This window comes from Desulfatibacillum alkenivorans DSM 16219 (assembly GCF_900142135.1).
GTDB classification, from domain to species: Bacteria; Desulfobacterota; Desulfobacteria; order Desulfobacterales; family Desulfatibacillaceae; genus Desulfatibacillum; species Desulfatibacillum alkenivorans.
Genome location: NZ_FQZU01000002.1, coordinates 322,108 through 336,404, shown reverse-complemented (window position 1 = coordinate 336,404; position 14,297 = coordinate 322,108). Strand labels below are relative to the sequence as shown.

12 protein-coding genes are annotated in these 14,297 nt (G+C 56.6%); 9 read left to right on the top strand and 3 right to left on the bottom strand.

Going from position 1 to position 14,297, the window contains the following annotated elements:
* Window positions 1-444: 444 nt before the first annotated feature.
* Window positions 445-1,344: a TetR family transcriptional regulator gene (locus tag BUE18_RS03495; protein ID WP_073472853.1), complete on the bottom strand. Its 900-nt coding sequence runs from the start codon at window positions 1,342-1,344 to the stop codon at window positions 445-447.
* A 430-nt stretch (window positions 1,345-1,774) separates the two neighbouring features.
* On the opposite strand from BUE18_RS03495, the gene BUE18_RS03490 reads away from it, so the two are divergent.
* The 9 genes from BUE18_RS03490 (at window position 1,775) to BUE18_RS03450 (ending at window position 11,851) form a co-directional block, all read left to right on the top strand.
* Complete coding sequence (locus BUE18_RS03490) at window positions 1,775-2,962, top strand: thiolase family protein (RefSeq protein ID WP_073472852.1); 1,188 nt, start codon at window positions 1,775-1,777, stop codon at window positions 2,960-2,962.
* Entirely contained in the window at window positions 2,955-3,386 is a 432-nt protein-coding gene (locus tag BUE18_RS03485; RefSeq protein WP_073472850.1) for a Zn-ribbon domain-containing OB-fold protein, read from the top strand. The genes BUE18_RS03490 and BUE18_RS03485 overlap by 8 nt, the downstream gene beginning before the upstream one ends.
* A gap of 250 nt (window positions 3,387-3,636) precedes the next feature.
* Window positions 3,637-4,473: an enoyl-CoA hydratase/isomerase family protein gene (locus tag BUE18_RS03480; protein ID WP_170868251.1), complete on the top strand. Its 837-nt coding sequence runs from the start codon at window positions 3,637-3,639 to the stop codon at window positions 4,471-4,473.
* Between the two features lie 129 nt (window positions 4,474-4,602).
* Entirely contained in the window at window positions 4,603-5,766 is a 1,164-nt protein-coding gene (locus BUE18_RS03475) for an acyl-CoA dehydrogenase family protein (protein WP_073472847.1), read from the top strand.
* Window positions 5,767-5,779: 13 nt separating this feature from the next.
* Window positions 5,780-7,333: a long-chain-fatty-acid--CoA ligase gene (locus tag BUE18_RS03470; RefSeq protein WP_073472845.1), complete on the top strand. Its 1,554-nt coding sequence runs from the start codon at window positions 5,780-5,782 to the stop codon at window positions 7,331-7,333.
* Window positions 7,334-7,374: 41 nt separating this feature from the next.
* Complete coding sequence (locus BUE18_RS03465; protein WP_073472843.1) at window positions 7,375-8,391, top strand: amidohydrolase family protein; 1,017 nt, start codon at window positions 7,375-7,377, stop codon at window positions 8,389-8,391.
* A 26-nt stretch (window positions 8,392-8,417) separates the two neighbouring features.
* Window positions 8,418-9,809, top strand: coding sequence for an oxidoreductase (locus tag BUE18_RS03460; RefSeq protein WP_073472841.1), 1,392 nt, complete (start codon window positions 8,418-8,420; stop codon window positions 9,807-9,809).
* A 539-nt stretch (window positions 9,810-10,348) separates the two neighbouring features.
* The gene (locus tag BUE18_RS28605; RefSeq protein ID WP_073472839.1) at window positions 10,349-10,546 is read left to right on the top strand and encodes an SDR family NAD(P)-dependent oxidoreductase; all 198 of its coding nucleotides are present in this window, start codon (window positions 10,349-10,351) and stop codon (window positions 10,544-10,546) included.
* Window positions 10,547-10,588: 42 nt separating this feature from the next.
* Window positions 10,589-11,851 carry an MBL fold metallo-hydrolase gene (locus BUE18_RS03450; RefSeq protein ID WP_170868250.1) on the top strand — a complete coding sequence of 421 codons (1,263 nt, stop codon included), beginning with the start codon at window positions 10,589-10,591 and terminating at the stop codon, window positions 11,849-11,851.
* Window positions 11,852-12,030: 179 nt separating this feature from the next.
* On the opposite strand, the gene BUE18_RS03445 is transcribed toward BUE18_RS03450, so the two are convergent.
* Window positions 12,031-12,726: an aspartate/glutamate racemase family protein gene (locus BUE18_RS03445; RefSeq protein ID WP_073472835.1), complete on the bottom strand. Its 696-nt coding sequence runs from the start codon at window positions 12,724-12,726 to the stop codon at window positions 12,031-12,033.
* A gap of 124 nt (window positions 12,727-12,850) precedes the next feature.
* Window positions 12,851-14,266: a pyridoxal phosphate-dependent decarboxylase family protein gene (locus BUE18_RS03440; protein ID WP_083610734.1), complete on the bottom strand. Its 1,416-nt coding sequence runs from the start codon at window positions 14,264-14,266 to the stop codon at window positions 12,851-12,853.
* Window positions 14,267-14,297: the final 31 nt, after the last annotated feature.

The following is a 14,297-nucleotide window of genomic DNA, read 5'->3' as shown; positions in this document are numbered from 1 at the left end:
ATACCAAGTTGCTGTCATTTGAGTAATTTGCTCATTCGTTTTCCGGGCTTTGGATCCACACCCCGGCGCTATTCGGGAAAGACGATGGGTCCCCGTTTCCGGGATTGCGTCACGATGATTGCAAAACAACCGCAATCATCCCGCCGCCCTCCCTCCACGGGGATGACGGAGAGCGGCGGCCATGCCGGACAAAGAGGGGGAGAGGCCGCCCCCGGCATCCTCATAAAAGGGCTTCAAGCGCCCTTTGCTCTTTCGCTTACCGCAAATAATCGTCATCCCGGCAAGGGCGATCCTGCTTTTTAGGATCGTCCGCAAGCCGGGACCCAGCGTCTTTTTGATTTTTTCCTGAAATATTCTTACCTTTTTGAACGCAACTTGGTATCAGATCAGCCAGCCAATCTGCGTATCCTTCCGGAGGTTGAGTCAAAAGAACAGGCTTATCCTTCATGCCTTGTCTCCCTGCTCAGGATTAAAGGTAACGCCGGCCAACAGCTGTTCGATAAAGGCCTGGACGGCGGTGATGTCGTATTTATCGTCCATGGTGACCCGGAGGGACAGCATTTCAATGAGCCCCGTGAGGGCGTAGGCGAACAGATCCGGGTCTATGGGCGGGGTGATGACGCCCGTGTCAATGGCCTGCTGCACCTCCCGGATAATGGGCGTGGTCAGGTCGTGGTAGATTTTCCGGACCGCCTGCTCCGGCCATTTGTCCTCCCCCGCCATTTCCGCCCGAAGCTGATGCAGGATTTCGTTGTAGCGCTGGTAATTTTCAAAAAAGACCCTCCCCCGCAAGCGCAGTCTTTCCGCTAAATCCGTCTCGTTTTTGATGGCCCGGGCCGCCCCGCCCAGGATTTTCCGGATCACGTCGTTGACCACTTCCACGAACAAATCCCGCTTGTTGGGAAAGTACAAATAAAAAGTCCCGGTGGAGATGCCCACGGCCTGGGTGATGTCCTGCACCTTGGTCCGGTGGTATCCCTTTTCCGAAAAAACCTCGATGGCCTTTTCCGTGATCTCCAGCTTGCGCTGAAGGCGCGGGTCCGCCTCCTCAGGCAGAGCCTCCAGCGCCTCTTCCCGGGGAGGCGGCGCCTCTTCCTCCTGGGGATGGGGATCGCTTTTTTCCAGTTCCTTGCGCAAAAAGTCGATGGGAAGGCGCATCTCTCTTTTCATCTTGCGGATTTGCTCCAGCCGCTCCAGGTGGGAGTCGTCGTAATAGGCCATGGTGCGTCCGGTCTTAAGGGGCGGATGCAGGAGCCCGTTTCTCAGATAATAATGGATGGTGGTGCGGGAGCACCCGGATTTTTCGATCAATTCCTTGATGCGCATATAGGGCTTTTTATTCATCAATAATCCTTTAATGCAGGGTCCGGAGGGCGGGCTGAATTTTCAGGCGAACGCCGGCCTCCAGGTTCTATTTTTGGTTTCATCCCCCCCAAAACTATTGTCCAACTATATATATTCACTCTGCAAGTCAAGAAAAAACAATTTTTTCTGAATATTCAAACCGTCCATTCAGCGAGATAGGACTTTAATCTACAAGGAAAAGCCATAAGTATACAGTTTTGAATATTTTTCATCGCCTGGAAGGGGGGCGTTTTTTTTGTTGACGCCGGAGGCGGTCTAGTCCACTCTAAAAATGACTATTCATTCATAACTGTAGTTATGAGGGGAACGTCGCAACAAGGGCGCCCCCCCCAAAGCGCCCCCAGAACTTCCGGCCTCTTAAAAACAAAAAAAAACCAGGCCGGATCCATTGGCGAAAGGAGACATCCGTATGAGCAAATCAGGCATAGCCATTATAGGGATCGGCGAGGTTCCCACGCGCATAATGCCAGAGAGAACGCCCTGGGACATCCTGTACGACACATGCATGGATGCGGTGAACGACTCCGGGCTTGATAAAAACGACATCCAGGGGGTGATCACAACCAGCCCCCAGGCCCAGCCGCGGCTCACGTCCGAACTGGCCTTCGGCAAGCTCCCGGAAGAGCTTGGCCTGGAAGGTTGCCGGGACTGCTGCATTGTGAACGCAGGCGGCGCCGGAACGTCCAACTGCCTGCGTCTGGCCGGGCAGTACATCGAATCGGGCGTGGCCGACGCGGTTTTGGTCAACCACGTGACCGTGCATTCCACCATTTCCGTCCCCGAACTCATCGCCTTTTTCGGTCAGGCGGGCGTGGACCTGCAATGGGAGTATCCTTTCGGGACCACCTATAACATCGTCATGGGGCTCATGGCCAATCGATTCATGCACGAAAGCGGGTGCTCTCCCCTGGAAATGGCCTCTGTAGTTACGGCCCTGAGGAGCTGGGCGACCCTGGACCCCAACTCCATATTTTACGGCAAGCCCGTTCCCACGCCCGAGATGGTGTTGGAGTCCAGCATCATCAATACGCCTTTGCACAAGAGGGAGTCCAATGTGCTGGCCGACGGCGGATGCGCCATGGTGGTGGTTTCGGCCGAGCGCGCAAAAAAACTGGGCAAGCCCGCGGCCTACAAGCTGGGCGAATCGGCCCGGTATTTTTCCGGCACCACGGTTGTGAGGGATTCCGACAAGGTTACGAATGGTTTTAAGGTCACCGCCAAGGAAGCCATGGCCCAGGCCGGCATCCAGAAGCAGGATGTCAGCATTTGGAACTGCTACCTGGCTTACCCCCTGGCCCACCCCATCATGGCGGAAGCCCTGGAAGTGGCGCCCGAGGGCAAAGGCGGCCAGTGTTTCCTGGAAGGACGCATGTCCTTCGGCGGCGACATCCCCTGGTCCACCATCGGCGACGCTCCCGGCCGCGGCCACACGGGTTCGGGCGTTTCCTCCGCCATGTACGTGGAGACGGCGCGCCAGCTCATGGGCAAAGCCGGAGAGCGGCAGGTGAAGGATTGCCGGTACGTCTACCAGAACACGGCGGGCGGCTCGGGTTTTAACAACATTGTAACCATCTGGGGGAGGGAGCCCAATGAGTAATACGGAAAACAGCATCGACATGACCCGCCCGCTGCCTGACGTGCAGCCCTGGAGCCGCCCCTTTTGGGAAGCCGCCAAAAACGGCGAACTTCTGGTCCAGCATTGCATGGATTGCGCGGCCAACATCTTCTACCCCCGGAAATACTGCCCCGAATGCTGGAGCGGAAACCTGGATTGGATCAAATCCTCCGGCAAGGCCGTGGTCTACTCCTTTTCCACCGCTTACGACATGGTGGAGCCCAGGTTCTGGGAGGATCTTCCCTACACCATCGCTTTTGTGGATCTGCCCGAAGGCGTTCGCATGATGACCCGCATTGTGGAGTGCGATCCCGAGGACATCTCCATAGGCATGGAGGTGAAGGTGACGTGGCGTAAACTGAATGACGACTTTTTCCTGCCTTACTTCAGGCCGGTCAAATCGTAGGCCTTAACGCATAGGCGTAGGCGCAAAGATAAAGAGAGAGGCCTACTGGCGAGTCCCCGGAACGGCAGCCCCCACATGCCGCCGTTATTGTAATTATACGGGCAACCAAGGCGCAAAACTCGCCAGGCATGGTCTTCTCTCCAGGCGACCGGGGAACGTTCGCGCCCGCATTCGCGGCGTCCCCCGGCCGCCCCCCTTTTTCATGAAGGGCGTGCGCCGGCAAAGACGAATGCTTCCGGAGGGAGGAATCATGACGGAATATCAAACCATAATTTACGAAGTCGACGAGGCAAATCCGGCCCTTTGCCGGATCACCCTGAATCGTCCGGACAAATACAACGCCATCAATCGCGAAATGGCTGACGAGCTCATCGACGCCTTTCGCAGCGTGCGGAAAGACTCGGCGGTAGGCGCTGTGGTTCTATCCGGCGCCGGAGAAAAGGCCTTTTGCACGGGCGGAGACCTGGATATTTTCCCTTCCCTGGCCGTGCATCAGAACAGCCTGGACTGGCTGGCCCACGAAGGGCTGGAAGTGCAGCGGGCCATTACCGGCTGCGAAAAGGCGGTCATCTGCAAGGTGGACGGCCACTGCCTGGCCGGCGGTTTGGAGCTGGCCCTGTGCTGCGACCTGATTTACGCCAAAGCATCGGCCAAATTCGGGCTGACCGAGATCAACATGGGCATTCTGCCCGGTTGGGGAGGCACGGCCCGCATCATCCGAAGCCTGCCCATCTACCGCGCAAGGGAAATCGTGTACAGCGGCCGCAAGGATTATTCGGCCGTGGAAATGTTCGAAATGGGATTTCTGACAAGGGTGTTCGAGGACGACGTCTTTGAGGAAAAATTCGAGGCCGTGGTCGCCAACATCGCATCCAAAAAGCCCATCGCCCTGCGCATGGCCAAGGAAGTCATGGGCCGGTCCATTGACGGCTGCGACCTGGAAACAGCCTTGGCCGTGGAGCGCAACGGCATCCAGTGGCTGACCTACGCGCCGGACATCCAGTCGGTTATGGACCAGTTTCGGCAAAGCCCGGAGCTTTTAACCCAGCAGCAAAAAGAGGCCAACAAGGCTTCCGATTCCAAATAACGCTTCCCGCAGCGCGTTGAGGGGCCGTTTGACGGAAAAACGCAAAAGCTGCAAAGCGGTTAACCAAATCAACAAACAATATCAAACCGCGCGGCGCGCGCCGTGCGGACTTCATATGGAGATATTCGCATGGATTACGGCTTTTCAAAAGAACAGGAAATGATCCGCAAGGAAATGGCCCGGTTCTGCAAAAAGGAACTCAGCAGGGAGTATGTGGCCTGGATGGACGAAAACGTGGACTTTCCCCCCGGCGAGTTGTGGGAAAAATTTCGGGAGATAGGCATTTTTCAAGCCTACATTCCCGAGGAATACGGCGGCGAGGCCATCAGCGTACTGGATTCCATGATCTCCTATGAAGAGATCTGCAAGGCATCCATGTCCGTGGCTTTGGCTGTTGGGGCTTCCATAGGGTTCGGCGCCCGCTTCATTGGAGAATTGGGCTCCAAGGAGCAAAAGGAAAAATACCTGCCGCTTCTTGGCGAGGGCAAAGCCAAAATGTGCATGGCCCTGACCGAGCCTGCCGGGGGCACGGACATCCTGGGCGCCATATCCACCACTGCCGAGGAAAAGGAAGGCCGCTGGGTCATCAACGGCGAAAAGGTGTTTATCACCGGCGCCCACGCCTCGGACTATATGATCACCATCTGCCGGACCCAAATGGACGCCAAGCCCAGCGAATCTCTTTCCATATTCCTGGTTCCGTCCAATTCCGAAGGCATTACGATCACCCGCATTCCCAAGATTAGCTGCCATCATTGCGACTCCGTGGGCATCACATTCTCCAACGTGGAAATCCCAACGGAAAACCTGATTGGAACCCGCAACGGCGGCTGGTACGAAATGCTGACAGTACTCAACCCCGAGCGCATCGGCTGCGCCGTCATGGGCGTGGGCCTCATGGCCGCCGCTTATGAGGACGCGTTTCAATACGCCCAGCAGCGCCATGCCTTCGGCGGTCCCATCAGCCGGTTCCAAATCCTGCAGCATTATCTGGCGGACATGTACATCAACCTGGAAAACGCCCGCAACCTCACTTACAAAGCCGCCTGGCTGTGCGATCAGGGCAAGCCTTACCACCTGGAAGCCACCATGGCCAAACTGGTCGCCTCCGAGGGCGCCCTGCACGCCGGACGCTTCGGCGCAGAGATCATGGGCGGCTACGGCATCTGCATGGAATACCCCATGCAGCGTTATCTGAGAGACGCCTACCAACTTCAATTCTCTCCCATCTCGAACGAAATGAGCAAGAACATGCTCATGCAGTTCCAAGGACTGCCCAAATCCTGGGCTTAAAAAGGAGCCTGCCATGTACACCTTAGGCGACATTCCCCGTAAAGGGGCCCTTCTTTATCCGGAACTCGAAGCCGTTGTTTTTGAGGACATCCGCCTTACCTATCAACAATTGGAGGAACGGGTTAACCGCCTCGCCAATGCACTCACCGGCCTGGGAGTCAAACAGGGAGACAAAGTCGGCGTGATCGGAGAGAACAGCGCCGCTTTTTTGCAACTGTATTTCGCCGCGGCCAAAATCGGCGCAGTCACGGCGCCGCTCAATTTCCGGTTGTCCGACCCGGAAATCGTCCATATTGTTAACGATTCCGAAGCCATGATCCTTTTTGCAGGCGAAAGCTACGAAGAAAGAGTGTACGCCCTGATGAATCAGATGCCCGGGGTGAAAATCTTTGTCACCCTGGAGAAACGGGTTCAGGAGATTACGTACGCCGAGGATCTGATTCAGACGGCCCCATCCACGGAGCCGCTGGTTGACGTGGATGAAAACGATCTGGCGGTCCTCATGTACACAGGCGGCACCACCGGGCTTCCCAAGGGAGTCATGCTTTCCCACAGGAACATCCTGACCGGCGTAATCAGCGCCAATCTGCAGTATCCCATCGCTCCCGGCGAGGCCACGTGCTTTGTGCTTCCTTTATTCCATGTTTCGTTCTGGCCTGCGTTCTGTTTTTTGCTGGCCGGGGGCAAGGTGGCTATAAACCGGAAGCCGGATCTCAACGAAATCCTGCGGATCATCCAGGACGAAAAATGCCAGCACATGAACGCAGTCCCCACCATTTACGGATGGCTGCTACAGTTTGCCAACGTGGACGCTTACGACCTGTCCAGCCTCAGGCTGCTGTCCTACGCAGGCAGTCCCTTCCCGCCTGAAGTGCTTAAGCAGTGCATGAAAAAATTCAAAGCGGATTTCGCCCAGGGATACGGCGCTACGGAAACGGCTGGGGGCGCCGTGACCGGGCTGAGCCCGGAGGAGCATATTCTGGAAGGCCCCGGCTCGGAGCTCTTAGTGAGCGCCGGAAAGCCGTCCCTTTGCGCCCAGGTGAGAATAACGGACGAAGAAGGCCGCGTATTGCCTCCCGGAGAGATCGGGGAAATTTCAGCCAAAGGAAAGCACGTCATGCGGGGCTATTGGAAAAACCCGGAGCTTACCGCCAAGGTGCTTAAAGACGGCTGGTATCACACCGGCGACATGGGCCGCATGAACGAGCAAGGGCATCTTTTCCTGGTGGACAGGAAGGCGGACATGATCGTCACCGGCGGCGAAAACGTGTACCCCAAAGAAGTGGAAGACGTGCTTTACGCCCACCCGGCCGTCTTGGAATGCGCCGTGGTTTCCGCCCCGGACGCCCGCTGGGGCGAAAGGGTGCAGGCGGTGGTGGTGCTCAAGCCGGACCAGACCGCAACCCCGGAGGAGTTGATAGAGCACTGCAAGGCGTATTTGGGCGGTTACAAATGCCCCAAGGACATCGCTTTCTGGGACGCCGTGCCCAAAACGCCCGTAGGCAAGATCCTTCGCAAAGACGTTAAAAAAGCCTTTTGGACCGGCCATGACCGGAGCATCGGCTAATCAACCCCATACTTATGCAACACGCATTTCAGGAGGCAGCTATGGCAACGGAATTCGTAATGGACGATTTTTTTAAGATCGACCCGGAGCCGCATCTCATCGGAGACATGGACGCGGTCAACCATTTTCCCGGCGTTCAGATGTGGTGGCGGGCAATAGACAACATCCACCGCCCCTTGACCATCGGCATGCCGCCGGAAGCCTTTGAAGGAGTGGAGGAATGGGAGCTGCTGAAAACCTCCGATCCCAACTCCCTGCTTAAGGCCATGGATAAATACGGGGTGGACGTGGCCTGCCTGCTGCCCGAATCTATGATGGATACCACGGGATACACCAGCCGCTGGTGCACCAACGGCGAAATGGCCAAGGTGGTGGAATCCAACCCGGACCGCTTCATGTATCAGCCGAACGTCTCTCCCATCAAATTCAAGGGCGTGGAAAACACCATTTGGGAGCTGGAATACTGGGTTAAGGAAAAAGGCGCCAAAATCTTCAAGTTCTATCCGCCGGAAGACACGTACATCAATGACCCGGATTTGTGGCCCTTTTACAAAAAAGCCGAGGAGCTGGACATTGTCCTGGACATCCATACGGGATTCTGCTGGGTGCCGCCGGGCAAAAGCAAATACGCCCTGCCCATTTATCTGGATGACGTGGCGCGGGATTTCCCGGACCTGAAAATCAACGCCTTCCACATGGGCTACCCCTATTGCGACGACCTGAACATGGTGGCCATGGGCCATCCCAACGTCTATGTATGCCTGAGCCTGCTGATTCCCTGGGCGTTCAGCGCCCCCAGGAAGTTCGCCCACATCATCGGCGAAGCTCTGCGCTGGGTGGGGCCGGACAAAATCATCTGGGGCTCGGACTACGCCGGCTTCGGCACCCAGGTCGGAGCGGCCGTCAAAGGCATGCGCGAATTCCAGATTCCCGAAGACATGCAGGCGGGATACGGCTATCCGGCCATTACGGAAGAAGACCGCGCTAAAATCTTCGGCGGCAACCTGGCCAGGCTCATGGGCATAGACCCCAGCAAAAGGCGCATATCCAAATCATAACTAACATCCCATAGTAGGAGAACTCCATGTCTTATTCAGAACTTTTCGACCCCATTGAAATCGGGAATGTAACCATAAAAAACAGGATCGCCATGGCGCCCATGAATCCGGGCCTGGCCGGTCCCAATGGGTATCATACGGATACAAACACAGCCTGGTACGCCACCCGGGCCAGGGGCGGATTCGGTCTGATCATCACCGAATGCTGCGTCATGAACCCGCATAGATGGAACGGCTCTGAAATCCTCAATCCTTCCATGTTTTCGGATTACCGCTATTACCGGTATCACAGCGAAATGGTGCAACTGATCCACGAATACAACGGCTGCAAAATCTTCATGCAGCTCAGCCCGGGTTGGGGACGTCAGGGCCATCCCCATGTGGAATCCCCGGACTGCCCGTCCGGGGCGCCTTCCGCCATCCCCCTGCGGGTGGACTTCCGCAACCTGAACAAAGGCTGGGAAAAGCAAACCAAAAGGATCAGCCCGGCATTGTCTGAACTGGTGCCGGATTTCGACGTATTCCGTAAAATGAACGACGAAGAATACGCCGAAGCCCGCGAATTGCTGATTAAAGGCATGATGGAAGTATCGCCGGACACGGTGCATTTGATGCTGGGCGACACGCCTCGGGAACTGACCATCCCGGAGATTGTGGATCTGGAAGACAGGTTCGCGGTCCAGGCCAACGACGCCTATATGCTGGGATACGACGGAATCGAAGTGCACGCGCCCCATGGCTATCTGCTGCATTCCTTCCTGTCCCCCCGGTCCAATCAGCGCCACGACGAATACGGCGGAAGCCTGGAAAACCGGGCCAGGTTCCTGTTGAACATCATCGAGAAGACCCGCAAGAAAATCGGCCCGGACAAGGCCTTCGGCGTTCGTCTTTCCGGCGATGACCTCATGCCCGGCGGCATCACCCACGACGAAGTCAAAAAGGTGGTGGAATGGTGCACGGCGGCGGGCGCCAACTTCTTCAACATCTCTCAGGGCAGCTACGAAAACCCGGGCGCGGCCTTCGCCCCGGACGGAGAAAACGACTTCCTGCGCTGGGCGCCCGGCTTCAAGGAATCTTCCGGAGGCCTGCCGGTCATCACCCCCAACTACATCAAGCCCGAAACTGCGTGCGAAGCCCTGCGCACAGGCCATACGGACCTTATCTCCCTGGGGCGTCAGGCCATCGCCGATCCGTTCTGGCCCGCCAAGGTCAAGGAAGGCCGGGAAAAGGACATCGTCAGGTGCGTCCGCTGCCAGCGCTGCTATATGAATTTGATGATCAGCCATTGGCTGGAATGCACGGTCAACCCCACCGCAGGACGCGAAAAGCATTACCCGGAACTGTGGATCAACACGCCCAGCCTGGACAAGAAAATCGACCGTTTCAAGGGCAAGGCCAAAGGCCTGGCCCAAATTTAACGGAGGACAGCGTAACGGCTTAAGGGCCTGCCTCCGGCGGCAAACTTTTTGTAAAAAGTTTGATCAAAAACTTTTCAATGGCGCTTCGCGCGATAAGGAAAGACGCAGGGTCCCGGCTTGCGGGCGGATCCTGAAAAACGGACCCGCCCTTGCCGGGATGACGGCCTTTTAAGGCGTTCGAAAACCATTGGGTTGGCAGGGATTTCGGGGATATGAACTTATTTCCTGCACGGAGATTGTTGATAAAGAAACTGGCTTCCTGAAATAAGTACCGTGTCCCCCTGAAATCCGTAGGCAGCGCTTATCATGCTGCGTTTTTGGGTAGCCCAGGCAGAGCAGTATCCTGCCTGGGTTGCGAAGCGACATGAGGTGCGGCCTGGATGGAATGCGGAAGTTGGGCAAGGCCGGCGGACGAATGACATCGCCTGAATCCATATTGATTTCGGGTTTCTGATGGCGCTATATTTATTGAAATATATATAATTTCATATAGTTCTATATGCATTCCCACGCAAAGCATGGGAACGAGGATAGCAAGGATGTACGAAGAATACATCATGAAACTAAAAGATCGCGTTGCGGTGGTGACAGGCGGGGGCCGGGGAATAGGCCGGGCCGTCGCCCTGGCATTAGCCCAAAACGGCGCAAAGGTCATGGCCGTTTTCCTGGCCTCGAACGAGGCATCCTGCAATACGGGCCAGGCCATAAACGTCTGCGCCGGGTCCGTGTTTTATTGAAATTACCCTGGCATCTGCAGTTAGGGGGGAAATAACATGCCCATGCCTAAAACAATTTCGCGCCTGAAATGGCTTTCGGGTCTGCTCTTCGGCATTCTTTTTTTGATTGCGATTTCTTTCGCCTTCAATCTGGAAAACGCCATTCAAAAGCACGTGATCGCAAAAAAGCTGGAGGCCCAGCACCATGGGATGGATATTTTAAAGGATCCCGGCATTCGCGTTATATTTGCGGGCACGGGCGTGCCTGTTCCGTCCAAAGACAGAGGCGCTCAATGCATCGCCGTCATTGCCAACGGAGAGCTCCTCATCTTTGACGACGGAGGCGCCGGCGTAAGGAGCTTGGCGGCCTGGGGATATCCAATCCACAAGATAAACAAGGTGTTCCTCACCCATCTCCATTCGGATCACATGGCCGGACTGGGGGGCTTGATCGGCGCGACATGGATCGCCGGACGCACCGGGCCTTTACGCGTTTACGGCCCGGACGACAGCAACAAGCTCTCCCATACTTTGTATCCGCCAACTTCCCAGGAATACCAGACCGGGACATTCACCACGGGGCGCGTCCCGGACAATCGCAGGGTCTTTGAGTTGGGAAAGCCGGATTTTCCCAAAGCTCCCAAAGACTATGTTCCGGGCATTGATTACGTGCTCCGGGGAATTTCCATGGCTTATGAGCCGGACGTTATGGAGCGCAACGGCAATGTGCAAACCAGGGAGTCGGCGCCGTGGGAAATGGGTTTCGCCATACCCCATCCTTTGCCGGACATGGAATCCGCCGGGACGGCCCCGGATTTCGGATGGGGAGAGCTGAAAACCGTGTATGAAAGCGAAAGCGGCAAGCTGAAAGTCAAAGCCTTTCTGGTGGACCATTACGCCTGCTTTCCGTCCTACGGATATCGGATCGAGTGCGGCGGCCAGGCTGTTGTCATCAGCGGGGATACGGAAAAAATGACCTACATGGCAAAATGCGCCAAAGGCGCGGACATCCTGATCCATGAAGCCGTGAACATGAGGATGCTGGAGGCCATAGCCGCAGTTCTGGAGGAAAAATACGGCGATCACGAAAAGGCCGGTCATTACCGGGGAGCCTCTGCCCATCACACGGATTCCCTGGATGTCGCACGCACCGCAATGGAGGCGGGCGTCTCGCGGCTGGTTCTAACGCATGTCATACCGCCCATTGACCCTGGCTTCATACACGAGCGCATCTTTGTCAAAGGCATGGACGATATATTTAGGGGGGAAATCGACGTTGCAAGGGACGGCATGGAAATTTATCTGCCGCCGGCGGCGTCGGAATAATAGCGCCTCCTAGCCTTCCTCCAGCGCATAGGCCACGGCCTGGATTTCTGGGGACATGAACTTATCTCCTCGACAACCATAAAGTTCGTTAAGCAGGATCGTGGAGATAAGTATCGCGTCCCCGTAGAGGGAGGCTGCGTGATGATTGCAGTTATTTTGAAAACCTGGGCATTGAAATATTAGCCTTTCAACGCATAAGCCACGGCCTGTTGAGCGTGAATGACGGTGGTGTCGTACAGGGGAACCGGGGCGTCCTTTTGATCCAGAAGCATGCCGATTTCCGTGCATCCAAGGATGATGGCCTGAGCGCCCTGAGCGGCCAGGTCCGCTGCTATTCCGGCGTATTCCTCGCGGGACTGATTCAAGACCTGGCCCAGGCAAAGCTCCTGAAAGATAATATCATTCACAATCTCCCGATCCCCTTTTTTAGGGATGACCACCTCCAGACCGAAATCCCGGGCCAAACGCCCCGTGAAAAAATCCTGCTCCATGGTGAACGCCGTGCCCAGCAGCCCGACTTTGGAATATTCGTCCTTCACCAGGGCCTGAGCCGCAGCGTCCGCGATGTGCAGCAGGGGGATGTCCACCGCCTCTTCAATGTCCGGGGCGACTTTGTGCATGGTGTTGGTGCAGATGAGCATAAAATCCGCCCCGGCCGCCTGGATGTTTTTGGCGGCGCGGCAAAGTTCAGCGGAAATCCGGCCCCAGTCGCCCGTTTGCAGGCATTTTTCGAGGGGTTCAAAATCCACGCTGACCATGGCGATTTTGGCGGAATGCAACCCGCCCAACGCCTTTTTGACGCCTTCGTTGATCAGCCGATAATAGGTTTCCGTGCTTTCCCAACTCATGCCGCCTAATAATCCGATAGTTTTCATGGCTGCCTCGTTACGGATTTCAGGGGGACGCGATCCTTATCTCAACATCATTTGTGAGATCCTTTATCCCTTTTGCTGAGACAAGGTCATGTCCCCGAAATCCAATGGTCTCGTTGTTTTGGGTTTATTCCATTTTAGCATTATTCAGGGCTTGAGAAAAAGCATTCGCCGTTCTTTCCAGATCGTCCCGTGTGGTGACCCAGGAGCAGACGCTCACCCGGATGGCCTGGGTTTCCTTCCAGACCGCGCCGCCGCACCAGCATTCCCCTGAAGCCTGGACGGCCGCCAGGGTCTTTTGAGTCAACTCGTCGGTTTCACAGGCGGCCAACACCTGATTGAACGCCACGTCGTTTAAAATGCGAAAGCCGCGCTTCCGAAGCATTTCCGCCAACAGGGCGGCGTTATCGCACAGGCCGTCCACCAACTGCCCCACGCCCTGCTTGCCCAAAAACTTCAGGGCCGCCCACAATTCAGGACCCCGGCCTCTGCGCGACATGTCCGGGGTGAAAAGCATGTTATCCCGGCCCTCGCCGTATATAATGTAAGAGCCCGACGCCTGCATGGCCGCGGCCAGGGCCTCCCTGCGGCGGCACAATACAATGCCGCAATCGTACGGCATGTTCAGGGTTTTGTGGGCGTCCAAAGACCAGGAGTCGGCCAAGTCCACGCCTTGGGTCAGGCTTTGAAACCGTTTCGAACCCGCGGCCCACAGGCCGAAAGCGCCGTCTATATGAATCCAGGCCCCCGCCTCTTTGGCTTTGGGGCAAATTTCGGCAAAGAGATCGAAAGCGCCGGAGTTGACGTTGCCGGCCTGCAGAATCAACAGGCAGCGTTCGTCCAGGTTCGGCATCCGGGAGGGGTCCATGCGGCCCTGACCGTCCACCGGAACCTTTTCCACGTTTTCCGATCCCAAGCCCAGCAAGGACAGGGCTTTGAACACCGTGGCATGGGCTTCCTCTCCGACAATCACGCGGAGAGGCGGCGCGCCGAACAATCCCTTTTTCGCGGCGTCCCAGCCAGCTCTCTCCAGCAAGGCGTTCCGCCCGGCGGCCAGGCCGCAAAAAGTGGCCACCGAGGTTCCGGTCACAAATCCGCCCGCCGTTCCCAGGGGAAGCCCCAAGAGATCCACCAGCCAGCCTTCGCACACCTCCTCCAGCTTGGCCGTAATGGGAGAGGACGCATGCAAAACCGCGTTCTGATCCCACACGTCAGACAGCCATCTGGCCGCCAAGGCCGCGGGAATCGCGCCGCCAATCACAAAGCCGAAATATCGCCCGCCTGTTTGAGCGGTCGTGGCGGGAGATCCTTTTTCGTGAAGCAACGCGAGAATTTGCTGCGGGTCCCCGGGCGTCTCAGGCAGAGGCTCGTCAAAGGCCTCCAGGCCGTCCAGGGCCTTTTGTTCAGGGAACACGGGACGGCTTGAGACGCCGTCCATGTACTCAAAAGAGTATGAGACCGCCTGCCGAAAGACTTCTTTAGACTCCATCATATCAGCCATGACGGCCCGCACATTCTTCGTATTGTGTGACTTGTTTTCCATAATAAGGCTCCTTGTGTGCGCCTTTTTATTC